At 66.1% G+C, this 23,670-nt stretch carries 25 protein-coding genes; 6 read left to right on the top strand and 19 right to left on the bottom strand.

Going from position 1 to position 23,670, the window contains the following annotated elements:
• Nucleotides 1–201: 201 nt before the first annotated feature.
• Nucleotides 202–2,013, top strand: a complete 1,812-nt coding sequence (mutL, locus tag ABIB99_RS15640) for a DNA mismatch repair endonuclease MutL (protein ID WP_354176476.1) — start codon at nucleotides 202–204, stop codon at nucleotides 2,011–2,013.
• Between the two features lie 106 nt (nucleotides 2,014–2,119).
• On the opposite strand, the gene rsmD is transcribed toward mutL, so the two are convergent.
• Nucleotides 2,120–2,674: a 16S rRNA (guanine(966)-N(2))-methyltransferase RsmD gene (gene rsmD / locus ABIB99_RS15645; RefSeq protein WP_354176477.1), complete on the bottom strand. Its 555-nt coding sequence runs from the start codon at nucleotides 2,672–2,674 to the stop codon at nucleotides 2,120–2,122.
• Nucleotides 2,675–4,813 (bottom strand): pseudouridine synthase, encoded by a 2,139-nt coding sequence (locus ABIB99_RS15650; protein ID WP_354176478.1) that lies wholly within the window; start codon nucleotides 4,811–4,813, stop codon nucleotides 2,675–2,677. It lies immediately after the preceding gene.
• Between the two features lie 119 nt (nucleotides 4,814–4,932).
• Here ABIB99_RS15650 and ABIB99_RS15655 point away from each other — a divergent pair, with 119 nt between their 5' ends.
• Nucleotides 4,933–5,391: a nucleoside deaminase gene (locus tag ABIB99_RS15655; protein WP_071909524.1), complete on the top strand. Its 459-nt coding sequence runs from the start codon at nucleotides 4,933–4,935 to the stop codon at nucleotides 5,389–5,391.
• A 142-nt stretch (nucleotides 5,392–5,533) separates the two neighbouring features.
• Here ABIB99_RS15655 and ABIB99_RS15660 read toward each other — a convergent pair whose 3' ends face one another.
• From ABIB99_RS15660 to ABIB99_RS15680, 5 genes are all read right to left on the bottom strand, one after another.
• Nucleotides 5,534–6,436: an alpha/beta fold hydrolase gene (locus tag ABIB99_RS15660; protein ID WP_354176480.1), complete on the bottom strand. Its 903-nt coding sequence runs from the start codon at nucleotides 6,434–6,436 to the stop codon at nucleotides 5,534–5,536.
• A gap of 229 nt (nucleotides 6,437–6,665) precedes the next feature.
• Nucleotides 6,666–7,949, bottom strand: a complete 1,284-nt coding sequence (gene purD / locus ABIB99_RS15665) for a phosphoribosylamine--glycine ligase (RefSeq protein ID WP_354176481.1) — start codon at nucleotides 7,947–7,949, stop codon at nucleotides 6,666–6,668.
• 223 nt (nucleotides 7,950–8,172) lie between these two features.
• A complete protein-coding gene (locus ABIB99_RS15670; protein WP_354176483.1) occupies nucleotides 8,173–8,472 on the bottom strand; it encodes a winged helix-turn-helix domain-containing protein in 300 nt (99 codons plus the stop codon).
• A 3-nt stretch (nucleotides 8,473–8,475) separates the two neighbouring features.
• On the bottom strand, nucleotides 8,476–9,030 hold the full coding sequence (locus ABIB99_RS15675; RefSeq protein WP_354176484.1) for a hypothetical protein: 555 nt from the start codon (nucleotides 9,028–9,030) through the stop codon (nucleotides 8,476–8,478).
• Nucleotides 9,027–10,037 (bottom strand): alpha/beta hydrolase, encoded by a 1,011-nt coding sequence (locus tag ABIB99_RS15680; RefSeq protein ID WP_071909519.1) that lies wholly within the window; start codon nucleotides 10,035–10,037, stop codon nucleotides 9,027–9,029. The genes ABIB99_RS15675 and ABIB99_RS15680 overlap by 4 nt, the downstream gene beginning before the upstream one ends.
• Before the next feature lie 136 nt (nucleotides 10,038–10,173).
• Between ABIB99_RS15680 and xseA the strand changes: the two genes are divergently transcribed.
• Nucleotides 10,174–11,796, top strand: a complete 1,623-nt coding sequence (xseA, locus tag ABIB99_RS15685; RefSeq protein ID WP_354176685.1) for an exodeoxyribonuclease VII large subunit — start codon at nucleotides 10,174–10,176, stop codon at nucleotides 11,794–11,796.
• 158 nt (nucleotides 11,797–11,954) lie between these two features.
• Here the strand turns inward: xseA and ABIB99_RS15690 are convergent, their stop codons facing one another.
• Nucleotides 11,955–12,104 (bottom strand): hypothetical protein, encoded by a 150-nt coding sequence (locus ABIB99_RS15690; RefSeq protein ID WP_008130160.1) that lies wholly within the window; start codon nucleotides 12,102–12,104, stop codon nucleotides 11,955–11,957.
• A gap of 225 nt (nucleotides 12,105–12,329) precedes the next feature.
• A complete protein-coding gene (locus ABIB99_RS15695) occupies nucleotides 12,330–13,154 on the bottom strand; it encodes a dienelactone hydrolase family protein (RefSeq protein ID WP_354176486.1) in 825 nt (274 codons plus the stop codon).
• A 194-nt stretch (nucleotides 13,155–13,348) separates the two neighbouring features.
• Between ABIB99_RS15695 and ABIB99_RS15700 the strand changes: the two genes are divergently transcribed.
• Complete coding sequence (locus ABIB99_RS15700) at nucleotides 13,349–13,576, top strand: DUF2093 domain-containing protein (RefSeq protein ID WP_014491939.1); 228 nt, start codon at nucleotides 13,349–13,351, stop codon at nucleotides 13,574–13,576.
• Between the two features lie 16 nt (nucleotides 13,577–13,592).
• On the opposite strand, the gene ABIB99_RS15705 is transcribed toward ABIB99_RS15700, so the two are convergent.
• Nucleotides 13,593–13,907 (bottom strand): hypothetical protein, encoded by a 315-nt coding sequence (locus ABIB99_RS15705; protein ID WP_063986703.1) that lies wholly within the window; start codon nucleotides 13,905–13,907, stop codon nucleotides 13,593–13,595.
• Nucleotides 13,908–14,417: 510 nt separating this feature from the next.
• On the opposite strand from ABIB99_RS15705, the gene ABIB99_RS15710 reads away from it, so the two are divergent.
• The gene (locus ABIB99_RS15710) at nucleotides 14,418–14,615 is read left to right on the top strand and encodes a hypothetical protein (RefSeq protein WP_223153847.1); all 198 of its coding nucleotides are present in this window, start codon (nucleotides 14,418–14,420) and stop codon (nucleotides 14,613–14,615) included.
• A 383-nt stretch (nucleotides 14,616–14,998) separates the two neighbouring features.
• Here the strand turns inward: ABIB99_RS15710 and ABIB99_RS15715 are convergent, their stop codons facing one another.
• From ABIB99_RS15715 to ABIB99_RS15745, 7 genes are all read right to left on the bottom strand, one after another.
• Nucleotides 14,999–15,334 carry a GYD domain-containing protein gene (locus ABIB99_RS15715; RefSeq protein ID WP_063985608.1) on the bottom strand — a complete coding sequence of 112 codons (336 nt, stop codon included), beginning with the start codon at nucleotides 15,332–15,334 and terminating at the stop codon, nucleotides 14,999–15,001.
• A gap of 287 nt (nucleotides 15,335–15,621) precedes the next feature.
• Nucleotides 15,622–16,638 carry a tetraacyldisaccharide 4'-kinase gene (gene lpxK / locus ABIB99_RS15720; RefSeq protein ID WP_354176488.1) on the bottom strand — a complete coding sequence of 339 codons (1,017 nt, stop codon included), beginning with the start codon at nucleotides 16,636–16,638 and terminating at the stop codon, nucleotides 15,622–15,624.
• The gene (locus tag ABIB99_RS15725; protein ID WP_354176489.1) at nucleotides 16,631–17,965 is read right to left on the bottom strand and encodes a 3-deoxy-D-manno-octulosonic acid transferase; all 1,335 of its coding nucleotides are present in this window, start codon (nucleotides 17,963–17,965) and stop codon (nucleotides 16,631–16,633) included. Before ABIB99_RS15725 ends, lpxK begins: the two co-directional genes overlap by 8 nt.
• Entirely contained in the window at nucleotides 17,928–18,641 is a 714-nt protein-coding gene (locus tag ABIB99_RS15730; RefSeq protein ID WP_354176491.1) for a lysophospholipid acyltransferase family protein, read from the bottom strand. The genes ABIB99_RS15725 and ABIB99_RS15730 overlap by 38 nt, the downstream gene beginning before the upstream one ends.
• A complete protein-coding gene (locus tag ABIB99_RS15735; protein WP_014491932.1) occupies nucleotides 18,638–18,880 on the bottom strand; it encodes a DUF4170 domain-containing protein in 243 nt (80 codons plus the stop codon). Before ABIB99_RS15735 ends, ABIB99_RS15730 begins: the two co-directional genes overlap by 4 nt.
• Before the next feature lie 60 nt (nucleotides 18,881–18,940).
• Entirely contained in the window at nucleotides 18,941–19,759 is an 819-nt protein-coding gene (locus ABIB99_RS15740; protein WP_354176493.1) for a 3'(2'),5'-bisphosphate nucleotidase CysQ, read from the bottom strand.
• Entirely contained in the window at nucleotides 19,746–21,149 is a 1,404-nt protein-coding gene (locus tag ABIB99_RS15745) for a TldD/PmbA family protein (protein ID WP_354176495.1), read from the bottom strand. The genes ABIB99_RS15740 and ABIB99_RS15745 overlap by 14 nt, the downstream gene beginning before the upstream one ends.
• 276 nt (nucleotides 21,150–21,425) lie before the next feature.
• On the opposite strand from ABIB99_RS15745, the gene ABIB99_RS15750 reads away from it, so the two are divergent.
• The gene (locus ABIB99_RS15750; protein WP_354176496.1) at nucleotides 21,426–21,944 is read left to right on the top strand and encodes a DUF6101 family protein; all 519 of its coding nucleotides are present in this window, start codon (nucleotides 21,426–21,428) and stop codon (nucleotides 21,942–21,944) included.
• A 115-nt stretch (nucleotides 21,945–22,059) separates the two neighbouring features.
• Here the strand turns inward: ABIB99_RS15750 and ubiA are convergent, their stop codons facing one another.
• Both ubiA and ABIB99_RS15760 read right to left on the bottom strand, forming a co-directional pair.
• Nucleotides 22,060–22,992: a 4-hydroxybenzoate octaprenyltransferase gene (gene ubiA / locus ABIB99_RS15755; RefSeq protein ID WP_166083823.1), complete on the bottom strand. Its 933-nt coding sequence runs from the start codon at nucleotides 22,990–22,992 to the stop codon at nucleotides 22,060–22,062.
• Nucleotides 22,989–23,648 carry a hypothetical protein gene (locus ABIB99_RS15760; RefSeq protein WP_354176498.1) on the bottom strand — a complete coding sequence of 220 codons (660 nt, stop codon included), beginning with the start codon at nucleotides 23,646–23,648 and terminating at the stop codon, nucleotides 22,989–22,991. Before ABIB99_RS15760 ends, ubiA begins: the two co-directional genes overlap by 4 nt.
• Between the last annotated feature and the right edge of the window lie 22 nt (nucleotides 23,649–23,670).

Raw genomic sequence — 23,670 nt, forward strand, 5'->3', positions numbered from 1 at the left:
CCGCTGCCCGTGCCCCCACAATCAGGACGGCAGGCAGGGCGACCGCTCCGTCCCGGTTGCGCAATTTTCTCGAACGTCCAATCCCTTCAATGTGATAGGCATCCCTCTTCCCCAGCCCGCCACACGGCTGTTGCCCAACACATGCTTTTGACGCAACACGGCCTAGAATAGCGCCGTCAGCGAATCCAGATCGAAAGCCCCATGCCCGTCCGCCAGCTGCCAGAGCAAGTCGTCAACCGCATCGCCGCCGGCGAGGTGGTCGAACGTCCGGCAAGCGTGGTCAAGGAACTGGTCGAGAACGCCATCGATGCCGGCGCGAGCCGGATCGACGTCTTCACCGATGGCGGCGGCCGGCGGCGGATCGGCATCACCGACGACGGCGGCGGCATGACCGCGAAGGACCTCGCGCTCGCGGTCGAACGCCATGCCACGTCAAAGCTTGACGACGAGGATCTGCTCCAGATCCGCACGCTCGGGTTCCGCGGCGAGGCGCTGCCCTCGATCGGCTCTGTCGCGCGTCTCTCCATCACCACGCGGCACGCGAGCGAGCCACATGCCTGGGCGCTGTCAGTCGAGGGCGGCGAGAAATCCGAGATCATGCCGGCGGCGCTGGCGCATGGCACGCGCGTCGAGGTCAACGACCTCTTCTATGCAACGCCCGCGCGGCTGAAATTCCTGAAGACCGACCGCACCGAGGCCGAGGCGATCCGCGAGGTGGTCAGGCGCCTCGCCATGGCGAGGCCCGACGTCGCCTTCACGCTCGCGGGCGAAGAGCGCGCGCCGATGACCTGGACCGCCGCGCTGCCCGGCGCCGCCGGACGGCTGACGCGGCTCGGCGACATTTTGGGCGCGGAGTTCCGCAGCCACGCCATCGAGGTCCATGCCGAGCGCGAGGGCGTCGTCGTCGCCGGCTATGCGGCAGCGCCGGCGCTGACCAAGGCCAATGCGCTCGGGCAATACCTCTTCGTCAACGGCCGCCCGGTGCGCGACAAGCTGATCCTCGGCGCCGTGCGCGGGGCCTATGCCGACTATCTGCCGCGCGACCGCCATCCGGTGCTGGCGTTGTTCGTCACGCTCGATCCGCGCGAGGTCGATGCCAACGTGCATCCGGCCAAGACCGAGGTGCGCTTCCGCAATGCCGGCCTCGTGCGCGCGCTGATCGTGCACGGATTGAAGGACGCGCTCGCGCGCGAGGGCCGGCGCACGGCCGCCAACAGTGGCGAGAGCGCGTTGTCCTCGTTCCGGCCGGCGTTTACGCCGCGGCCGGCGAGCTGGGACTGGCGCGCCTCGCCATCCGCCCCGGTCGCGCCGATGCCGTCGTTCGACGGATTGGCTGCGCCCGTCTTCGCCGAGCGCGCACAGGCGGCATTCGATGTCGGCGGGCACAGTGCGGACGTGCGGATCGAGACCCAGCCCGTCAGCGACCTCGTCGACCGCCCGCTTGGTGCTGCGCGCACGCAGATCCACGAGACCTACATCGTCTCGCAGACCCGCGACGGCCTGATCATCGTCGACCAGCACGCCGCGCATGAGCGCATCGTCTATGAGCGGCTGAAGGCCTCGCTCGCCGCCAACGGCGTGCAACGGCAGATCCTCCTGATCCCCGAAATCGTCGAGATGGACGAGGCCACGGTGGAGCGCCTGCTGGAGCGCAGCGAAGAGCTCGCATCGTTTGGCCTCGCCATCGAGTCCTTCGGCCCCGGCGCGGTCGCGGTGCGCGAGACGCCGTCGCTGCTCGGCAAGACCAATGCAGGCGGGCTGCTGCGCGATCTCTCCGAGCACATGGCCGAATGGGACGAGGCGCTGCCGCTGGAGCGCCGCCTGATGCACGTCGCCGCCACCATGGCCTGTCACGGCTCGGTGCGCGCCGGCCGAAGGCTCAGGCCCGAGGAGATGAACGCCCTGCTCCGCGAGATGGAGGACACCCCGAACTCCGGCCAGTGCAATCACGGCCGCCCGACTTATGTCGAGCTGAAGCTGAGCGATGTGGAGAAGCTGTTCGGGCGGAGATGATCTTCGTAGGGTGGGCAAAGGCGCAACGCGCCGTGCCCACCATCTGTTCATGATCGCGATAGAAGTGGTGGGCACGCTACGCTTTGCCCACCCTACGGCAGCGAGACTACGGCGTCTTCAAAAACACGAACTCCGTGTCGTCATACGCCCGCCGCTCCAATTCCTCGAAACCTTCCGGCGTCACGAACTCCGCGGCCTTCGCCTCTTCCACCACGAGCAGCGCACCCGGCGTGAGCCAGCCACCGTCGCGCAGGCTCGCAAGCGCCTTCTCCGCAAATCCCTTGCCGTAGGGCGGATCGAGGAACACCAGCGAGAACGGCTCGACGGGATGCGCAGGGCCAAGATCCGTCGCATCGCGGCGATAGACCTTGGTGACGCCGCCGAGGCCGAGCGTCTCGACGTTGTTACGCAGCAGCGCGCGGGCCTCGGCGCCGTTGTCGACGAACAGTGTGAACTTCGCCCCACGCGACGACGCCTCGATGCCGAGCGCGCCGGTGCCGGCGAAGAGATCGAGCACGCGCGCATCCTCAATCGGATCGTCATAGGCGTGCACGAGGATGTTGAACACGGACTCGCGCAGCCGGTCCGCCGTGGGGCGGATGTCGCGCGAGGACGGTGAGGCGAGATTTCGCCCCTTCAAACGACCGCCGACGACGCGCAATTAGTCCTCCCGCGGCGTCAGATCGCGCTTGCCGTGATAGCCGCGCTTGGGGCGGCGCGGCGGGCCGTAGCCGTTGGCCTCGGACTCGTTGCGCTCGCGAGCCTCCTCGCTGCCGGTGCGCTGCACCAGCACGCGGCGGCCCTTGCGATCGTTGATCACGTCACGCTTGCTGGCAGGCTTCTTCTCGCGTGGCGCTTCGCTGTCGGGTGAAGAAGATTTCTTCGGCACGTCGAACTGCGCGCCAGACTTCTCGATCACCTTGTCGCCGAGCTGATCACGCAGCACACGCGACTTGATCTCCTCGACCTGGCCTTCGGGGACCTCGCCAAGCTGGAACGGCCCGTAGGACACGCGGATCAGCCGGTTCACCTCCAGCCCGAGATGGGCGCAGACGTTGCGCACCTCGCGGTTCTTGCCTTCGCGGATCGCGAACACCAGCCAGACATTGGCGCCCTGGTCGCGCTCCAGCGTCGCCTCGATCGGACCGTATTTGACGCCCTCGACCTCGATGCCGTTCTTCAATTCGTCGAGCTGCGCCTGGGTGACGTCGCCATGGGCGCGGACGCGGTAGCGGCGCAGCCAGCCGGTGTCCGGCAGCTCGAGCGTGCGCGCGAGCCCGCCGTCGTTGGTGAGCAGCAGCAGGCCTTCGGTGTTGAAGTCGAGCCGACCGATCGAGATCAGCCGCGGCAGGCCTTCGGGCAGATTGTCGAACACGGTCGGACGGCCCTCGGGGTCGTCATGCGTGGTCATCAGCCCGCGCGGCTTGTGGTAGAGGAACAGGCGCGTACGCTCGCGCTCCGGCAACGGCTTGCCGTCGACAGTGACGACGTCGTTCGAGGTGATGTCGAGCGCCGGCGAATTGATGACGCGGCCGTTGACGGCGACCCGGCCCTGCGTAACCATCTCCTCGGCATCGCGGCGCGAGGCGAGGCCCGCACGCGACAGCACTTTTGCGATACGCTCGCCGGCCTTCTTCGGCTTCGGTGCTTCGTCACGGCGCGGACGGCCCTCGAAATCCCGATCACGGTCACGATAGGCGCCGCGGCCACCGAAGGCGGGGCGCTTCTCGAAGATCCTGCTCTCATCCTCGTTTTCACGGCGCGGACGGTCGCCGAAGCGGCCTTCGTTGCGCGGATGCTCGTGCCAGTCGGAGCGGCCCTCGGAGCGCTCGCGCGGACGATTGAATTTGGGACGGTCACCGCCGCGTTCGCCATCGCCATCACTACGGGGCCGATCGAATTTCGGACGGTCGTCGCGCGGCCGATCGAACTTGGGTCGATCGAACTTCGGCCGCTCGCGGAACGGACGATCGCCGGACGCGCGATCGTCGCGCGAGCGCGAGAAACGCGGACGGTCATCGCCGCCACCCTGCCGATCGTCGCGCTTCTGCCAGGGCTTGTCTTCGCTGCGGTCGCGGCCGCCGAAATCCTTGCGCGGACCTTTGCTGAAGTCCTTGCGCGGCGGACGATCGCCACGCGGACCCACGTCGCGCTTCTGCCACGGCTTTGAATCGCTGCGCTCGCCACGGTCGCGCGGACGGTCGCCGAAGTCGCGCGGGCGGTCGCTGCGGTCCGGTGCGCCGCGCGAAAACTTCCGCTCGCCGTCGAACTTGCGTTCCGGGCGGTCGCCACGCGGCGCGTAGGGCCGCTTGTCGCCGAACTTCTTGTCACCGAACCGACCGGCGGGACGGGAATCGTCGCGATCCCGGCTGCGCGGCGGACGGTCGTCACGGCCATAGGACGGACGATCACCACGCGGCTTGAACGGCCGCTTCTCGCCATCGCGCGAGCCGCGATCGGAGAACGGGCGGTCGCCGCGCGGCTTGAAGCTGCGCTCGCCGCGCTCCTCACCACCACGGTCGTCGCGCTTGAATTTCGGACGGTCGCTGAAATCGCGGCGCGGGGCATCGCCCTCCTCGCGGCGGCGGAACGGACGATCCCCGCGGTCGGCGCGAGGCGGACGGCTGTCGCGGTCGCCACGGGGCGGGCGGGCGTCGCCCCTGCCCTCAGGGCCGCGCTTGGCGAATTTCTTCTCAGGGCCGCGCGGCTTGCCGGACCGGCCCTTGGGCGGGCCACCCCTGCCCGGGCCTCGATCACGCCGGCCGCGGGAATCGTTGTCTTTGTCGCTGTCGCGAGGCATGAATAAACTCACTTAGGGGGTGGCCAGAAAGCATTGTGCGCGCTCGTTTCGAGCCGCATGCTCAGGCAAATCCGGTATTCACTCTTGCTGAAGGCGGAGCTACTAGCAGGTTTCTGGCGATGATACGAGGCTTGAAAGCCCCCTCTTTCATGGATTTGGCGCTCAAAACGGCCGAAAATGCCGGAAAGGCGGGCGAAGTTCCGATCGGATGCGTCGTGGTCCGCAATTACGAGGTCATCGCGACTGCGGCGAACCGGACGCTGACCGACTACGACCCGACCGCCCATGCCGAGATCATTGCGCTGCGCGAGGCCGCCAAAAAGATCGGCAGCGAGCGTCTGGTCGACTGCGACCTCTACGTGACGCTGGAGCCCTGCACCATGTGTGCGGGCGCGATCTCCTTTGCAAGGGTCAGGCGGCTCTATTACGGCGCCGCCGATCCCAAGGGCGGCGCGGTCGAGTCCGGCGTGCGGTTCTTCGCTTCACCCACCTGCCATCATGCGCCGGATGTCTATTCCGGGGTCGGCGAGAGCGAGGCGGCGCGGCTGCTCAAGGACTTCTTTCGGGAGCGGCGGTAGATTCACATATTCCGCCGTCATGCCCCGCGAAGGCGGGGCATCCAGTACGCCGCGGCCTATCGATCAACCACCACCGTCTCGGAGTACTGGATCGCCCGGTCAAGCCGGGCGATGACAGTTGTGTGTGTCGCGACAGCTTAGTTCAGCCTGCGAAGAACTCGCGCAGCGCCTTTGCGGTGGCGTCCGGGTTCTCCTCGGTGAGGAAATGGCCGGCGTCCACCGGCATGCCGTCGACGTTGGTTGCCCATTGCTTCCACGTATCGAGCGGCGTCGCGGCGGCCTGGGCGATGCCCGCGCCACCCCAGAGGGCCAGCATCGGCACCGTGATCTTCTTGCCGGCCTCGAAATCGGTCTTGTCTAGGTCGTAATCGAAATAGGCGCCGGCGCGGTAGTCCTCGCACATCGCATGCACGCGGGCGGGATCGCGGAACGGGGCGATGTAATGTTCGAGTGCGCGCGGGTCGATGGCGTCCAGCGTCTTCGACTTGGTCTGGCTCGCCATCTTGAAGCGCAGGAAGAACTCGCCATTGCCCGAGATCAGCGTCTCCGGCAGCGGCGCGGGCTGGGCGAGGAAAGTCCAGTGATAGATCTTCAGCGCGTAGGCGCGGTTCATCCGCTCCCAGTAATTATAGGTCGGCAGGATATCGAGCACGGCGAGCTTCGACAGCCGGCCGGGATGGTCGAGCGCCAGCCGATACGACACCCGGCCGCCGCGGTCGTGGCCGGCAAGCGCGAAGTGGACGTGGCCGAGTTGCTCCATCGCCTCGACCATGGCCTTCGCCATCGCGCGCTTGCTGTAGGGGATGTGCTGCGCATCGCTCTCGGGCATGTCGGACCAGCCATAGCCCGGCAGATCGGCGATGATCAGCGTGAACTTGTCGGCGAGCTGCGGGGCCACGCGGTGCCACATCACGTTGGTCTCGGAGAAGCCGTGCAGCAACAGCAGCGGCGGCCCCTTGCCGCCGACGCGGGCGAAGATGCGGCCCAAGGAGGTGTTGATCCATTCGGAGGCGAAGCCGGGGTAGAGGTCGGCGAGATCGGACATCTTCGGCATCCTTATCTGGTCAGTCCTGTCTGGTCAGTCCTGTCTGGTCAGTCCTGGGCCGCCTCAAACAAAAATGTCGAAAACAACCCCATGCACAGTAGCACGGTGGTCACCTGTGAGGGTTGCTAACCCCAACAGGCGATTGCGCAATTTTGGAATGTCGATGTGGCGGGGCGGAGGCACGCGGCAATCTTGATGCCCGCATGCGCGTATTCCGGAAAAAAGCCCGTCAGCCCCGGGCCTTCTCGGCTTCCACCGCCTGCCAGCCGATGTCGCGGCGGCAGAAGCCTTCCGGCCAGTTGATGCGGTCGACGGCCTGATAGGCACGCGCCTGCGCTTCCGTCACGGTCTTGCCGAGCGCGCAGACATTGAGCACGCGGCCGCCATTGGCGAGGATCGCGCCGTCCTTCTCAACCGTGCCCGCATGGAAGATCTCGACGGTCTCGACCTTGGCGGCGTCATCGAGGCCTTCGATGCGCGTGCCCTTCTGATAGTCGCCGGGATAGCCCTTCGCCGCCATTACCACGGTGAGCGCGGAGTCCGGATGCCAGCGCAGGTCGAAGTGCTTAAGCTCCCCGTCGCAGGAGGCGAGGAACGCCGGCACGATGTCGGATATCATCCGCAGCATCAGCACCTGACACTCGGGATCGCCGAAGCGAACGTTGAACTCGAACAGCTTTGGGCCATGGGTGGTCAGCATGATCCCGGCGTAAAGGATGCCGCGGAACGGCGTGCCGCGCTGCTTCATGCCGGCAACCGTCGGCAGAATGATCTTGGCCATGATCGCATCGTGGATCGCAGGCGTGACCAGCGGCGTCGGCGAATAGGCGCCCATGCCGCCGGTGTTCGGGCCGACGTCGTGGTCGAACACGCGCTTGTGGTCCTGCGCGGAAGCGAGAGGGATGGCCGTCTCGCCGTCGCACAGCGCGAAGAAGCTGATCTCGCGGCCGGGCAAGAACTCCTCGATCACGACCTCGGCGCCGGCCTCGCCAAAGGCGCCCTCGAACATCATGGCGATGGCGTCCTCGGCCTCGCGCACGGTCTTGGCGACCACGACGCCCTTGCCGGCGGCAAGGCCGTCGGCCTTGACTACGATCGGCGCACCCTGGCTCTGGACGTAGGCACGCGCATCATTGGCGTTGGTGAAACGCTTGTAGGCACCGGTCGGAATGCCGAATTCGGTGCAGAGCGCCTTGGTGAACCCCTTGGAGCTTTCGAGCTGTGCCGCCACCCCGCTCGGCCCGAACGCCTTGATGCCGGCGGCGGTGAGATCGTCGACGATGCCGGCGGCCAGCGGCGTCTCCGGGCCGACCACCACGAGCTCGACCGCATTCGTCTTGCAGAAGTCGATCACGGTGGCATGGTCGGCGACATCGAGCGCCACACATTCCGCCTCCCGCGCGATGCCGGCATTGCCGGGCGCGCACCAGAATTTGGTCACCAGGGGGGAGGCTGCGATTTTCCACGCCAGGGCATGTTCGCGGCCGCCGGAACCGAGCAGGAGAATGTGCATCGAGGGCTCAGAATAAGGGGTTTGCTGGGGGCGGAGGTCGCACGAATCGCGGCGGGTCTCAAGGGGAAACGCCCCGAACTCCCCGTCATTCCGGGGCGTGGCGAAGCCGCGAGCCCGGAATCCATAACCACCATCGTGAGTATGGATTCCGGGCTCGCGCCTAAGGGGGCGCGCCCCGGAATGACGGCGGAGAGAGGGGAACGCCCGAGAACGACAATCGCCGCTAAACCTGCTTCCCCGCAATGATCTCCTGCAACGTCGCCACATGGCGCGCGAAGGCGCCGCGGCCGGCGGCGGTGGCGGTGACTGTGGTCTGCGGCTTCTTGCCGACGAAGGCCTTGTCGACCTGGACGTAGCCCGCCTTCGCCAGCGTCTCGATGTGCGCGCCGAGATTGCCGTCGGTGGCGCCGGTGAGCTTTTTCAATCGCGAGAACTCCAGACCTGCCGTCGCAGGCAGCGCGTTCAGCGCCGCCATGATCTTCAGCCGCAGCGGCTGGTGGATGATGTCGTCGAGCTCGGCCATGCGCTAGATCCGCCGCATCCAGAGGCCGCCGAGGATCAGACCGCCGCCATTGACGAACGCCATCCAGAGCGGGAACGCCTCCCCGATGTAGAAGAAACCGATCAGCGTCAGCGCAGCGATGCCAAGGCCGATCGCGACGAAGGCGTAGCCGAACCAGAGGCCCGCCAGCGTATAGAACAGCATGAAGTAGAGCGGCCAGAACGCGCCGAGCTGGCGTGGACCGAAATGGCCGACGACGTTGGTGCAGAGATAGCCGAAAGCGAAGAACAGCACGAAGACCAGAACGAGCCTGATATCGAAGGCGGCACCATGCGGACGGGGCGATGGATTGAGCAACCGGATTCCGACCAGACCGCCGACGCCCAGAATGTCCACGGCAACCCAGGCGTGGACCGCGTAGACCGGCCAGAGCCAGGTCACGAGATTGCCTGCGAACACCAGGACTCCCCACCAGACCGCGGCGAGGCTTGCGAGCTCGTAGAGCTGCGATTGCTTCACGCGCTGGACGATGTCGTCGATGTCGGCCAGCGCTGCAGACGCCTCCTTGCTGTCGATCATGACTGGCCTGCTCCGCGCGTTGCCACGTCCTCGGCGATTGCATTGACCGCCTTCGGGTTGGTGACCATGCCCATGTGATTGACGCCGTCGATCATCTTGACGTCGACCGACGGCTTCACCGCCTGCACGGTCTCGGCATATTTGTCCGAGATCATCATCTCATCGTCGGCGCCGCCGAAAATCGTCATCGGGTGTGTCACCCCGGGCAGATCGAGGCGATAACCGCGTGTCGCAAAGTTGCGCATCAGGCGGTCGGAATAGGTAGAGGTGAGGTACTTGGCCGAATTCGCCGGCACGGCGAAGGCGAGCACCGGAAGCTGCGCACAGCATTCGATGCCGAGCTTGCGCAGCGCCGCCAGCCCGAAGTAGCGCGGAAGGTCAGCATTGGCCCAACCGCCGGCGTGCGGTTTGTTGGTCGGCGCGTCGTAGCCGAGATAGGGCGCGATCAGGACAGTGCGGACGAACAGGTCCTGCATGATCGGCGTCGCGGCAACACGCAGCGAGAAGCCGGCGCCTGCGGAATGACCGATCAAGGTCAGTGGCAAATCGGGCGCGCTCTTGCGGACATGGGCGACGAAGTCGACCAGATCGTCCTCGAGCTGGCCGACATAGCCGATATCACCGCGCGTGCCGGAGGCGCCGTGGCCGCGCGTATCGAGTGCCCAGGTCTCGACGCCGTGCGCGGCGAATGCCGCCGTCAGGGCATGGTTGACGGTGCCGGAGGAACCGGACGATCCATGGATGAAGATGGCGCCGCGGTCGGTGGCCGTCCCCTTCGGCGCGTAGTGCCGGAAGCCAAGCCAGGTACCGTCGCGGGCCTGGAATCGCTCCAGCGGCGGGAGGGTAGACCAGTCGATCCCCTTGGCAGAGTCCGAGACCGAGCGCATCTCGGCAGGCCGCTCCAGCGGCGTCGCGATCAGGGCGGTGAGCAGCAGCGCAACGGCGCCAACCGCGCACAGGCCCCATTTCAACAGGCTTAGAGAACCCCGCAGCAACCGCATCGCCATCGCAAACTCCCTCGAACTGATCATTTATAGAGAACTCTATATCACAGAGTACTCTCCATATCAATCCCAGGATTGGCGCCGCGCGGCGAAAATCCTTAACGTCGGGTCTGACCCCAAAATGCCGAATCGTTTGCCGATGCCGCCTGCGGAACCACTGCTCAACGCCCCCGAATTCACCGTCTCCGAGCTCTCGCAGTCCCTGAAGCGGACGGTGGAGGACGCCTTTGGCCATGTCCGGGTCCGCGGCGAGATTTCCGGTTTCCGCGGCGCCCACTCCTCCGGCCACTGCTATTTCGCGCTCAAGGACGAGAGCGCCAAGATCGAGGCGGTGATCTGGAAGGGCGTGCACGGGCGGATGCGCTTCAAGCCCCAGGAAGGGCTCGAGGTCATCGCCACCGGCAAGCTCACGACCTATCCGGGCTCTTCCAAGTACCAGATCGTGATCGAGGCGCTGGAGCCGGCCGGCATCGGCGCGCTGATGGCGCTGATGGAGGAGCGCAAGAAGAAGCTCGCCGCCGAGGGCCTGTTCGACGAGGCGCGCAAGCAGTTGCTGCCCTGGCTGCCGGAGGTGATCGGCGTGGTGACCTCGCCGACCGGCGCCGTCATCCGCGACATCCTGCATCGGCTGGAGGATCGCTTTCCCCGCCACGTGCTGGTGTGGCCGGTCAAGGTGCAGGGTGAAGGCTCGGCCGAGCAGGTCGCAGCCGCGATCCGCGGCTTCAACGCGCTGCCGGAAGGCGGCAAGATTCCGCGGCCCGACGTGCTGATCGTCGCGCGCGGCGGCGGCTCGCTGGAGGACCTCTGGTCGTTCAACGAGGAGATCGTGGTGCGGGCGGCAGCCGAGAGCATGATCCCGCTGATCTCGGCGGTCGGGCACGAGACCGACATCACCCTGATCGACTTCGTCGCCGACAAGCGCGCGCCGACACCGACGGCGGCGGCCGAGATGGCGGTGCCGGTGCGCAGCGATCTGTTCGTCGAGGTCGCCGATCTCGCGCGGCGCACCCGGGCCTATTGGCAGCGTGCCCATGAGAGCCGCCGCAGCGAGCTGCGCGCCGCCGCGCGCGCGCTGCCCGCGGCAGGCGACCTGCTCGCAATCCCGCGGCAACGGCTGGATTCGGCGGGCGCGTCGCTACCCCGCGGCCTCAAGGCCAACACGCACGCGCATTTCCGCCGGTTTACCGCGGCGAGCGCAAAGCTGACGCTGCGGGTGCTGCACGGGCAGATTTCGCAGGCCGATCACCGCCTCACCGTGTGCGGCGAGCGGCTCGGCCTGTCCGCGCGCTCGCTGCTGCGGCAACGGCGCGACCGTTTTGCCGGGCTGGAGGTGCGCTTGCGCGCCTCGAAACTTTCGAATGCACAGGCGCAGCGCAACGCAATTGCCCGCCAGCGCGAGCGCACGCATCGTCTGGCCGAGCGCGCCAACCGCGCGCTTGTCACGCTGTTGCAGCGGCTGGATGCCCGCATCGAGAACAGCGGCAAGCTGCTCTCCGCTTTGTCGTATCGCGGCGTGCTCGCACGCGGTTTTGCTCTGGTACGGGACGAGGCCGGCCATCCCTTGCATTCGGCCGACGCGATTGGTCCCGGCGCACGCCTCGAGATCGAGTTTGCGGACGGCCGTGTCGGCGCGACGGCGGATGCGGATCGCCCGGCGCCTGCCGCAAAGCGCGCGCCGTCGCAGGCAAAGCCGGCCGCACAGGACGCAAAACCTGCGCCGAAGCGCGCGGGCAAGCCGGTGGATCAGGGCACGTTGTTCTGAGCGCGAGGATAGCGCTCCACTCTCGGGGTCATTCCCCGCGAAAGCGGGGAATCCAGTACGCCGCGGCTTCTCGATCAATCGCTGACGTCTCGGAGTACTGGATCGCCCGGTCAAGCCGGGCGATGACAGCAAGGGTGTGGAAACAGCTCGCCGCCCGCCTACCGGCAGGACAATCCCGCGTCGATCGTGGTCCAGAAGCCGCAATGTTCCGGCGCGATCATCGGCGCGCCGGCGTGGGCTTCGAACAGGAAGATCGCGACGGTGAAGACGATCAGTGCGGATGAGAACAGGACGAAGCGATTGCGCATGAGGACTGCGTTTAATCGACATCGTGGTCGAACTAAGGCGCCGTCACCTGCTGAAACCGCCGCGACACGCGATACGTAGATTCACGGTCGGCCATACTCCGTGCAGGGCGGTGGTCGATGCGGGGCTGTCCGCCTAACGTTGTTCCTCGGGCGGCCCCGCTTCCGCCTTCGCTCTATCGAGCTACGGCGGGACAAGCCCGCTCCATCCGGGCTACAGGACCGCCCTCACCGCGCCAGCCACTCCGCGACTTCCCGCTGCGACTCCGCGCGCGCCTCTGCGTCCGTGCCGAGATGGCCGTGCTCGGGCGCGGCGGCATCGGTGGTGCCGGCAGCTGCGTGCAGCGGCGTATTGGCGCGGTCGAAATCGTGATAGGCGCCGGGATAGACCACGATGCGCGTGAGCGCGCTGCGGCCGCGCGCGCCGTCGACCATCTGGCGGCAGGCCGGCGGCGACGAGACGTCGTCATTGGCGCCGATCAGCACCAGGGTCGGCACCCGCGCGCTCCAGCCGAGGCCGGCGGAGATCCGGCAATCCGGATAGAACGCGATCGCCGCGCGAAAATCCGGCCCGGCTTCGCGCGCGGCGCTCTGCGGACGCACCGCCCAGAGCAGCGCGCTGGCACCGTTGGCCCAGCCGATCAGGCTGACGCGGTCGCGCGCGACCCAAGTCTGCTTCATCAGCCAGGCGCGCGATGCCGCGATGTCGGCGACGCGCTCGCGACGGGCCTTGACGTGCATCTCCTTGACGCGGCATTGCGGCCCGAGCTCGCGCGAGCCGTAGCTGTCGGGCAGCAGCACGGCGTTACCGGCCTTCAGCAGTTGCAGCGCCCAGTCGCGATAGCGCGGCAGCACCGATTCTGAATGATTGCCGAGGCCGCCGCAGCCGTGCAGCGCGATCACGGTCGGAAACGGCCCCTCGCCTTCGGGCTTGTAGAGCTGCCCATGCAGGATTCCGGACGACAGCGGAATGTCGACCTGCTGCGGCGCCGGCGCGGCGTGCGCGGCCGACATCAGCAGCATCATGAACAGGGCGGTCAGTCGAAGGCGCATCGGATTCTGCCGTGGAAGATGCCGGAACCGGCCATCCCTCGCGCGAAGCACTATCATGCGGAAACGGCGGCAAAACATCACAAACCGGTGGGTTTACCGGGCGGACAAGCCACCCTATCTATGCTAAATCCGGTGCAACACATCGTGCCCTCCAGCGTTTTCCACGGAGAGGCCTTCCACGGAGACTTTCGACCGTGCTGAACAAGTTCGGCCCCTCGGGCCATGGCGAAGCGCAGGTGCAATATCTCGACGGCGATTTCCGCGTGATCTCGCCGGGGACCTTCGTGCGCTGCGCGATCACCGACACGCGGATTCCGCTCGACGAATTGAAGTACTGGAGCGTGGACCTGCAAGAGGCCTACGCCACGCCCGCCGCCGTGCTGCAGCGGCATTTCCCCGGCGCGCTGAAGCCGCAGCCGTGAGGCCGCGCCTGCGCTTCTATTGCTGTTCAGTGGCATCTCCGCCCACGCAGGTCTTGATGAAGGTCTTCCTGGGCTCGCCGACGACCTTCTGATCGATCGCCTGCTTGAGGCAATCGACCCGCGCCTGCGCCATGCAGAGCTGCATCTGGTCGCGCTTGTCCTGGCCCTTCAGGCTTTGCGTCGTCGCAAGACATGTGACGCGCTTGGTCGCGGGGACTGGCACCGTGCTGGTTGGAGCAGCGGGAGCCGTCGTCGGCGCCGTCTGCGCAAACACGGGCGCAATGATCAGACACACAAGACTGGCAGCGACGGCTGCGGATGGCAGTTTCATCGGATTCTCCTGATCGTCTGGAACCGATAGGCGTCTTGCGATGAATGTCGGCTGAATGGCAGGCTGCTGCAGGGTGAGCAAAGTGTAGCTGTCCTGCCGGCATCGCACGAGCGGCACAGCTTTTCGCGCAGCGTGAGGATGGAGACGATGTTCGTGCGCACCTGAACTGCAGGCCTCGCCGCCGAAATGATCTCCGTCGCGCCGATCCGCGTTGCAACGAATTGCGCTTGCACTCCGTGGTAAGTCACTTCGCGCTGTGGTTGGATTTTTCGCTGCGGTTCGGCGCCCTTAAGTTGTTTGACGAAGTTCTGGTGAAACAGAGCGCTGCTAGAGTGCGCGTTAGGTAATTAGCCCTGCTGCTTTGTCGCACAGACCATCAAGTCAACCAAACGACCATTGAGCTTTGGAATTGGCGCAGTCTGTGAACGGGCTCACATCGGAAGAGCCATCTGACGGGCTACGATCACCTCGAAAATTCGCGGTGGATACTTTGTAAATCGAAAGTCAACGATGGGGGTGATCATGCCCACCATACTAGACATGCTCTATCGTGAATATTGCCGCGCCCGCCTCGCTGAAATGCGGAAACAGCTTCTGATCATAGCTCAACGCTCTGAAGCTTCCGAAGCGCATCATCATCTTGCGGATCAGGGTGACGATGAGAGGACGGACGCACAACGCAAGACCGGTCGCGGCGTGCCGCATTGAAGCGGCCCGAGACCGGCGAACTCTCCCGTGTAGCAGTGACCAAGCAATTGGCGGCAGTTTGGGAGCAAGCGATGAATACACCCGAATGCTATACTGTCATGGTGGCCTGCGTCTCGTGCCTGACCATCATCGGAATGATGGCTGTTGGAGCCTGGTGAGGGGACTGACCGCTGAGCCGGGATTGCACGCCCTTAACGGGTCCGCTGGCAAGCACGTTCAGTCGGACCGGTGGCGCCGGACACAGCACGCGCCCTCCCGCATCGTCCGTCGATGGACGCCGGAAGGCCGTCGCCTCGCCTCAGCGCGCAGACCTGCTTTTTGCTGTGAGGTAAGCGGTGCCGCCGCCTGATACGATTGCGGCGGCCTCGCTTGAGATCCGGATGTCAGCCTCCGGGCGGACTATACGAAGAGCGCAGCTTCGCCGCGTTCTGGCGGACCTGCTTGATCTCGTCCTGCGTGAACAGCCGGGTCAGTTTCACGTTCTGCAGGGTGCCCACCGTGACGGTCAGACCGGAGATGGCCGGAGCCGTGCTCGGATCAGGCACATCGAAAATCACCAAAACGCCGGGACCGTCGGCAGCAACGCTGTACATCGAAATCAGCTTGCCGCCGGCCGCTTCAATGAGTTTTGTCGCCGCCTCCTGGCGATTGATCGTGGGGTTTTCCAAAATGGCGTTGAGAGCGCGTGGTGTATATTGTCCAGTGAGGCAAAAATGCATGGCATGTTCTCCTCTGAGCTTTTGGCAATAACTCTCCCGGCCGTTCCGAACTGATCGTAACGGTCTCGCATCTGAAATGATGATGGTACGTTGCCCGCCGTGGGCATAAACGCCGCCGATGATTGCCGGGAGTTCGGCACGTCCCGGTGACGGCTCTCATGCGAGGCTACATCAACTCCCGAACGTGCGGAAGACAATTCATCCGCCGCGACATGTCGCATATCGCAAGGCGCGCGGTGTTGGGCTACGGCGGAGCGCTTTGCCCACGCCAGGAAATCATCAAGAAATCATCGCCTGCCGAACCGCCGCTCGCGCGCCTTGTAGAGATGATCGCTGATCAATTGCCGGAGCGCTGCCGGATCATCGAATTCGAGCTGCACCGCGAACGGCACGATGCCGACGGGGACGCCTTCGCGGCCGCGCAGGCGCGCAAGATCCTTTTCCGTCGTCACCAGCGTGAGTTGCTCGCGCTGCGCCTCCGCTGCGAGCGCCGCGATCTCGTTCTGCGAAAACATGTGGTGATCGGCGAAGGGGCGCGTGCGCGCGACCTCGATGCCGCAGGCGCGCAAGCTGCGGAAGAAACGCGCGGGATCGCCGATGCCGGCGAACGCAAAGACTCGTTTGCCGAGGAGTTGCGCGACCGAGGCCGCATCCGGCTTCAGGCGCGCGCGCAGCTCCGGCTTGTTGCGCTTCGCAAGCTCCGCCGCGACATCGTTGGCGGCATGGCCATTGCCGATCAGCACCAGCGCATCGGTGCGCGCGAGCTGCGCCTTCAGCGGCGCGCGCAAGGGACCGGCCGGAAACACCTTGCCGTTGCCGAGGCCGCGCTCGCTGTCGATCACGATCAGGGAGGCGTCCTTCACCAGGCGCGGGTTCTGGAAACCGTCGTCCATCAGGATCACGGTCGCGCCCAGCGACTTCGCGAGCGCAACGCCTTCGAGACGGTCGTGCGCGACCACGACAGGAACGTCGCGCACCATCATCAACGGCTCGTCGCCGATGTCGGAAGCGGTGTGGCGCTCGCGGTCGACCATGACCGGACCCTTGAGGCGCCCGCCATAACCGCGGCTGAGCACCACCGGCGTCTCGCCGAGCTCGCGCAACAGCTTCGTCAATGCGAGCACGGTCGGCGTCTTGCCGGCGCCGCCGACATGGTAGTTGCCGACGCAGATCACGGGGATGCCGGCGTCAAAGCCCTGGCGCAACATGCGCCGTTCGGTGATCGCGCCATAGAGCAAGCCCAACGGCCGTAACGCATGAGACTTGAAGGAACGCGGCCGGTACCAGAAGGCCGGCTCACGCATTGGCGGCCCCCATCTCGATGGTGAGCTGCAGGAGATAGGGCTCGAGCGCCGTCATGGTGCGATTGAGCGCGCCGCCGAGATCCTCGACCACGCCTGCGCCTGCGCGCTGCATCCCGTCGCGCACCGTGGGATCGGCCAGCAACTGGCCGAGCTGCTTGACCAGCGTCTCCTGCGTGTCGGCCTGGCGCGCGCCGCCGCTGCTATCGAGCGCCTCGTAGACATCGGCGAAGTTGAAGACGTGCGGACCATGGACGATCGCGGCGCCGAGCTTGATCGCCTCGATCGGATTCTGGCCGCCATGGCGGATCAGCGATCCGCCCATGAACACGACCGGCGAGAGGCGGTAGAACAGGCCGAGCTCGCCCATGGTGTCGGCGACATAGACGTCGGTCGCGGCCGTCGGCAATTCCTCGCGCGAGCGCAACGCCGGCTTCAGGCCCGACGCCGTGATCAAGCCCGCGATCGAGGCGCCCCGATCCGGATGGCGCGGCACGATCACCGTCAGAAGCTGCGGGAAGAAACCGACGAGGCTGCGATGCGCCGCGATTAGCATCTCGTCCTCGCCCGGATGGGTCGAAGCCGCGATGATGATCGGGCGCCCGCGCGTCATCGCCATCAGCCGCTCGAGCTTGGCGGGATCGGCCGGCGGCGCGGCCACGTCGAGCTTGAGATTGCCCGTGGTGACCACGTCGCGGCCGCCGAGCGCGGAGAAGCGCTCCGCATCGGTCTTCGATTGCGCCAGGCAGATGTCGAACCGCGACAGCAGCGCCGAGATGGTGCCGTACATCCGCCGCCAGCGCGGGAAGGAGCGCGGCGACATCCGCCCGTTGATCAGCACCATCGGCAGGCGGCGCGCGGCGCCCGCCAGGATCAGGTTCGGCCACAAATCGGATTCGATGAACAGCGCCAGCGACGGCTTCCAGTGATCGAGGAAGCGCGCGACATAGCGCGGGGAATCATACGGCACGTATTGATGGATGACGTCGGGCGGAAAGCGCTTTGCGACGACGGCGGCGGAGGTGACGGTGCCCGAGGTGAGCAGGATGCGCAGATTGAGGTCGCGCAGGCGCTCGATCAGCGCGGCTGCGGCAAGCACCTCGCCGACGCTGGCGCCGTGAATCCAGACCAGGGGGCCGTGCGGACGCACGTCCCGGGACAGGCCTCGCCGCTCGCCGACGCGGGCGGGATCCTCCTTGCCCTGCTTCAGCCGCCGCTTGATCAGCGCCGGCGCAAGCGGCACCAGGCCCGAGGCCAGGCGCCGGTACATCCGCAGCGTTATCGGCAGCGAGTTAGCCATCTTGGGGCCCCGGACGGCCGAGTTGCGCATAGGCGCGGCGGGTTGCCTCGTTCAAGGTCTCTTCCAGCTCCAGCCGCAGCGCTTCCATGGTGGCGGCGTCGGCATCCGGCGGCACGTGGATTTCCTTGATGCCGACCAATGCGCCCCGCCCGAACGGCAGGTTGATGGTGGTGCGGTCCCAGTTCTTGAGCCGGATGAAGCGGCTGGTCGCCATCGCGAAAGGCATGATCGGCCGCCCCGTTTCCCGTGCCAGCATGATGATGCCGAGCCCGGCCACGCGCGAGCGCTTGGGGACATCGGCGGTCAGCGCGACATTACAACCGTCCTGGAGCGTGTGCACCATTTCCCTGAACGCGCCCACCCCGCCCTTGCGGTGGAAGGCGCCGCCGTGGTCACCGGAACCACGGATGAGGCCGATGCCGAGCCGCTCGACGGCGATCGCGTTGAACTCGCCGTCGCGATGCCGCGAGATCAGGACCTTGGCCCGGTAGGACTCCTTGGTCTTGATGAAAGGCGTGAGGAAATGCTGGCCGTGCCAGAAGGCGAAGATCGCGGGGATCTGCGGCTCGACGATGTCATAGACGTCAGGCGGATCGAACGTGAACTTGTTGGTCCGCCAGACCAGACGCAGATATTCGGCCGCCAGAACCCCGACGGCACGCTGAAACCAGCTGCTTCGCAGCGTATTGCGAAGCAGTTTTTTCAACGCGCCGGTTCTTGATTCGGGTCGAGCAGCCGATGGAGATGGACGATGAAGTAGCGCATCTGCGCGTTGTCGACCGTGCTCTGCGCCTTGGCGCGCCAGGCGACGTGAGCGGACGCATAGTTCGGATAGAGGCCGACGATCTCGACGTCATCGAGGTTCTTGAAGGTGTTGTGCTCGAGATCGAGCAATTCGCCGCCGATGACGAGATGCAGCAATTGCTGCGGGGCACTATCTGGCATGGGTTCTGTTCCTAACGGGCTGCCCGGCAAAGCAGTGTTCGAGAAGCACGACGGACGCACTCAGGGCAAGGGCCGATTTCGAAAATGCGCGACGATGCCCGCATGACGATCGCGACCCGCTGCCACCAGCACCCCGTGCGTGACTTCCCGGCGGTTATAGAGGATGGGATCTCCGGAGAGGTCGCTCATCCTACCATCCGCTTCCTGCACGATCAAATCGGCCGCCGCAAGGTCCCAATCATGGCTGTTGCCCCCGGCAAAAGCCGCATCCAGCACGCCATCGGCGACCCGGCACAGGCGCAGCGCGAGCGAACCGATTCGCGGATGCAGCTTGATGTCGCCGCCAGCAGTATTGAGCCGTTCGACCATCGGCTTCGGGCCGGCGACGCGGGAGAAGTCGAGCGCGGATCCGGACGCCGCCCGCACGGCTTTGCCGTTGAGCGTCGTGCCCTGCCCGCGGGCCGCGAAGAAGAACTCGTCGGTTGCGGGCGCGAACACCGCAGCCAGCACCGGCGAGGCATCCTCGACCAGCGCGACGCTGACGCACCATTCGTCATGACCGCCGAGATAATTGCGGGTGCCGTCGATGGGATCGACCACCCAGGTCCGCCGCCGCGACAGCCGCACCTCGTCGTCGGCGCTCTCCTCGGACAGCCAGCCATAATCGGGCGTCGCCAAGCGCAGGCGCGCTTCGAGCAGGTCGTTGACGGCAATGTCGGCTTCCGACACTGGCGAGGACGCGCCCTTGGTCCACGTCCTCAATTCGGTGCGGAACATCGACTGCGCGAGGCTGCCTGCCTCCCGCACCGCGTCCTGCAGCAGCGCCGCGTCGCGCGTCAGGATGGTTTCGTCCGTTGCATGCGCGTCAGCGTCCGCCAAGCGTCAAACCCTCGATGCGCACCGTCGGCGCATTGACGCCGTAGCGGAACTCGAGATTGTTCGCCGGCTGCATCGACTTGAAGATCTCGAACAGATGGCCCGCGATCGTGACTTCGCTGACGGGATAGGTCAGCTCGCCATTCTCGATCCAGAAGCCGGAGGCGCCGCGGCTGTAATCGCCGGTGACGCCGTTGACGCCGGAGCCGATCAGGTCGGTGACGTAGAAGCCCTGCTTGATGTCGGCGATCAGCTCGGCCGGGGTCGGCGTGCCCGGTTCGAGATGCAGATTGTACGGCCCCGGCGACGGCGAGGACGAGACGCCGCGATGGGCGTGGCCGGTGGTGGTGAGGCCGAGCTCGCGCGCGGTCGCGCAGTCGAGCAGCCAGGTCGTCAGCACGCCCTCGTCGACCAGCGCGATCTTCTTCACCGCGACGCCTTCGGCATCGAAGGTCTGCGAGCGCAGGCCGCGCTTGCGCAGGGGATCGTCGATGATGCGGATGTTCTTGGCGAACAGCTGCTGGCCGAGCTTGTCCTTCAGGAAACTGGTCTTGCGTGCGATCGAGGCGCCGTTGATGGCACCGACGACATGGCCGACCAGCGAGCCCGCAACGCGCGGATCGAACACGACCGGCACCTTGCAGGTCTCGACCTTGCGCGGATTGGAACGCGCCACGGTGCGCTCGCCGGCGGAACGGCCGACGACTTCCGGCGACAGGAGATCGGCGCCGTGCGGCGCCGAGGTGAAGTCGTAATCGCGCTCCATGCCGGTGCCTTCGCCCGATATCGCGGTCGCCGAAATGCCCTGGCTGGAACGCAAATAAGAACCATGGAAGCCGGTGCTGGTGACGAGCACCATGCCGCCCATGCCGGCGGAGGCGGAGGCGCCGCCGGATTTGGTCACGCCCTTCACGGCGAGCGCGGCAGCCTCGGCTTCGAGCGCGCGGCGCTCGAGCTCGGAAGTCGCGGGCACGTCGGGATCGAGCAGATCGAGATCGGGGAAGTCGCGCGCGAGCAGCGCGGGATCGGCGAGGCCGACATATTTGTCGTCGGGCGCGACGCGCGCCATCGCCACCGCGCGCTCGGCAAGCTTGGTCACGGCATCGCCGCTGACGTCGTTGGTCGAGACCACCGCCTGGCGCTGGCCGACCAGCACGCGCAGGCCGACATCGTCGCCCTCGGAGCGTTCGGATTCCTCGACGCGCCCGTCACGCACCTCGACGCCCTGCGAGACGCCGCGCACGGCGACCGCATCGGCCGCATCCGCACCGGCGCGCTTGGCCGCCTCGACCAGCCGCTGCGCGAGATCGGAGAGCGCGGTCTGATCGAACAGGTCGCGATTGGCTTTGGACGAATCCTGGGGCGAAAGCGTCGAGCTTGGTGAAGGGTTCACAAACGAAATCCTGTTGCGGCGGGAGGTTTCGGGGCGATACCGGCCCTGAACACCAGATGTGCCCAATTGGTACGGACTTCAAGCGTTTTCAGCCCGCAAAAAGCTCAGATTCGCAAGTCCGGCGCAACGTCTCGTCAATCATGCGTGCCAAGGTCTTGTCAATCATGAGCGGCGGTGACGCTGGATTAACCAGCCTTTTTAAGTGGTTTCGGAACGGCGCGCGCTAAGGTCCTCGCATCGACCGGGAACATAATCCCGGCGGGGAGAACTAAAGCCGTGAGGCGTCAAACAGCAACAAGCGGGATCGCTCCCGCCGGGTCGGGCCGCAGCTTGCGGCTCGACCCTCTTTCCCTTCCGGTCCGCTTCGATGCGCACGATCCGCGTGCCGACGGATACACCAGGCAGATCGAGCTTCATCGCGAGCGTGTCGTGCTGCGCCGTGCCGTCCGCGGCATGCAGATGGCGATCAACGTCCGGGTCAGCGACTTCACCGGCGTTGCGTTGCGCGGCAATGACGAGGCGCAGACCCTCGTCCTCGTGCATCGCGATCCCTCGCTGTCCGTTCCGCTGCTGGTCAGCACCGATGGCGACGAGCTCGCCGAGGCCTGGGCGATCTGGAGCGAGCTGTTCGCGCTCCCGCAGCTCGACGAAGGTGCCCGCAAGCCCACGCCGCGCCGTCGCCGCGCGAATGCGATCCGCGCCCGCCGTCCGAAATTCTTGATGCGCCGGCGCACCGCCATGACGCGCGAGCTGTCGGTGCATCACGGCGAACGCGAGATCATCGCAAGGAATTGAACGGCACGCACAGTGCCGTAGGGTGGGCAAAGCGAAAGCGTGCCCACCTTTTTTTGATCTCAATCTCGGGAAGATGGTGGGCACGGCGCAAGAGCGCCTTTGCCCACCCTACGGGCTACGCCGCCCGCATCACCGCGTCGACCAGCAATCCCGCAAACAGCAGGAAGCCCGCATATTTGTTCGAGAAGAACAGGCGCTTGCAGAGCAAGGGGTCGCTGATATCCAGCCGCACGATCTGCGACGCCAGATGCACGGCGAACGCCGCAAGCCCGAGCCAGGCCGGCCAGCGCGCATCGCCTGAGGCCAGCGCGACGCCGATCAGCATCACCGCAAGCCCGTAGAACAAGATCAGCGCCTGGTGCGTGTGCGCGCCGAACAGCCGCGCGGTCGACTTGATGCCGATCAGCGCGTCGTCCTCGGCGTCCTGGTGCGCATAGATCGTGTCATAGCCGATCACCCACGAAATCGATCCGGCATAGAGCACCAGCGCGGTCAATTCGATGCGGCCGAAGGTGACGGCAAATCCCATCAGCGCGCCCCAGGAGAAGGCGAGGCCGAGCACGATCTGCGGCCACCAGGTGATGCGCTTCATGAAGGGATAGATCGCGACGATCAAAAGCGAGGCAATGCCGGTCAGGACTGCGAAGCGGTTGAATTGCAGCAGCACCACGAGACCGGTCAACGCCTGCGCGACCATGAAGGCCAGCGCTTGCCTGGTCGTCACCTGACCCGACGGCAGCGGCCGCGAGCGGGTGCGCTCGACCTTGTCGTCGAGATCGCGGTCGGTGATGTCGTTCCAGGTGCAGCCTGCTCCGCGCATGACGAAGGCGCCGATGAAGAACAGCACGATGGTGAGCGGCAGGCCGCGGACGTCGTGCGCCATGCCGGCGGCGAGCGCCGCCGACCACCAGCACGGCATCAACAGGAGCCAGGAGCCGATCGGACGATCGAAGCGCGACAGGCGCAGATAAGGCCGCGCCCATTGCGGCGCGAGCGTATCGACCCAGTTGCCGGTGGAATCGGCAACGCGGGCGGATGTATCACTCATCGGGTGAGGACGTTGCCGTTGAGCGTATCGAAGGTGCTGCCGCCCTTCTTGCCGGCATTGGCTTCAGGCGCCGAGCCCGAGCCCAGCACCTCGCTCAGCGACGGACCGGCCGGACCGCGCGGCTGGTTCTGCATCTGCTGCGCGACGTTGCAGACCTTCGTCGCCATGGCCTCGGTGTTCTTGTGGCCGTCCTTCATCTGCGCGCTGACCTGCGCCGGAATCCCGCACTTCGAGGCGTTGACCTCGATGTACTTGATCATCTTGGTCTCAGCCTGGCTGAAATTGCGGATCAGCTTGCAGGCTTCTTCCGGCGCGGCGTGACGATCACTCGCGGCCTTGATCAGCTTGCCGCGCTTCTCGGCTTCCTCGCGCAGCGGCATGAAGGTTTTCATGCAGTCCTCGCCGGGACCGCCTTGCGTCGGCGGGGCGGCGCTGAAGGCACCTGCGCCACCGACGGGCGCGGCGCCGTTCACGGGAAACGATCCTTGGGGCGCTGCACCGACCGAAGCGCTCGGTGCCGAGCCGTTCACGGGCGGAAACGCGGAACTGGTTGGGGCTTGGCCAGGCAGCGGCGCAGGGAAGCCCTGCGCGTGGGCACCCGCGGCGCCCAAGGTGACGATGGCGGCAGTGATCGGAACCATCAAATGACGGATCATCAAGGCAGTCTCTCCGGCAGGA

The organism is Bradyrhizobium sp. LA6.1, assembly GCF_040547805.1.
Classification (GTDB): Bacteria; Pseudomonadota; Alphaproteobacteria; order Rhizobiales; family Xanthobacteraceae; genus Bradyrhizobium; species Bradyrhizobium barranii.

Coding starts and splice junctions, on each gene's coding strand:
- mutL (WP_354176476.1), top strand. CDS start 202: ATGCCCGTCCGCCAGCTGCCAGAGCAAGTCGTCAACCGCATCGCCGCC.
- ABIB99_RS15650 (WP_354176478.1), bottom strand. CDS start 4,813: ATGCCTCGCGACAGCGACAAAGACAACGATTCCCGCGGCCGGCGTGAT.
- ABIB99_RS15655 (WP_071909524.1), top strand. CDS start 4,933: ATGATACGAGGCTTGAAAGCCCCCTCTTTCATGGATTTGGCGCTCAAA.
- ABIB99_RS15660 (WP_354176480.1), bottom strand. CDS start 6,436: ATGTCCGATCTCGCCGACCTCTACCCCGGCTTCGCCTCCGAATGGATC.
- purD (WP_354176481.1), bottom strand. CDS start 7,949: ATGCACATTCTCCTGCTCGGTTCCGGCGGCCGCGAACATGCCCTGGCG.
- ABIB99_RS15670 (WP_354176483.1), bottom strand. CDS start 8,472: ATGGCCGAGCTCGACGACATCATCCACCAGCCGCTGCGGCTGAAGATC.
- ABIB99_RS15675 (WP_354176484.1), bottom strand. CDS start 9,030: ATGATCGACAGCAAGGAGGCGTCTGCAGCGCTGGCCGACATCGACGAC.
- ABIB99_RS15680 (WP_071909519.1), bottom strand. CDS start 10,037: ATGGCGATGCGGTTGCTGCGGGGTTCTCTAAGCCTGTTGAAATGGGGC.
- xseA (WP_354176685.1), top strand. CDS start 10,174: ATGCCGCCTGCGGAACCACTGCTCAACGCCCCCGAATTCACCGTCTCC.
- ABIB99_RS15690 (WP_008130160.1), bottom strand. CDS start 12,104: ATGCGCAATCGCTTCGTCCTGTTCTCATCCGCACTGATCGTCTTCACC.
- ABIB99_RS15695 (WP_354176486.1), bottom strand. CDS start 13,154: ATGCGCCTTCGACTGACCGCCCTGTTCATGATGCTGCTGATGTCGGCC.
- ABIB99_RS15705 (WP_063986703.1), bottom strand. CDS start 13,907: ATGAAACTGCCATCCGCAGCCGTCGCTGCCAGTCTTGTGTGTCTGATC.
- ABIB99_RS15710 (WP_223153847.1), top strand. CDS start 14,418: ATGGGGGTGATCATGCCCACCATACTAGACATGCTCTATCGTGAATAT.
- ABIB99_RS15715 (WP_063985608.1), bottom strand. CDS start 15,334: ATGCATTTTTGCCTCACTGGACAATATACACCACGCGCTCTCAACGCC.
- lpxK (WP_354176488.1), bottom strand. CDS start 16,638: ATGCGTGAGCCGGCCTTCTGGTACCGGCCGCGTTCCTTCAAGTCTCAT.
- ABIB99_RS15725 (WP_354176489.1), bottom strand. CDS start 17,965: ATGCGCAACTCGGCCGTCCGGGGCCCCAAGATGGCTAACTCGCTGCCG.
- ABIB99_RS15735 (WP_014491932.1), bottom strand. CDS start 18,880: ATGCCAGATAGTGCCCCGCAGCAATTGCTGCATCTCGTCATCGGCGGC.
- ubiA (WP_166083823.1), bottom strand. CDS start 22,992: ATGAGTGATACATCCGCCCGCGTTGCCGATTCCACCGGCAACTGGGTC.
- ABIB99_RS15760 (WP_354176498.1), bottom strand. CDS start 23,648: ATGATCCGTCATTTGATGGTTCCGATCACTGCCGCCATCGTCACCTTG.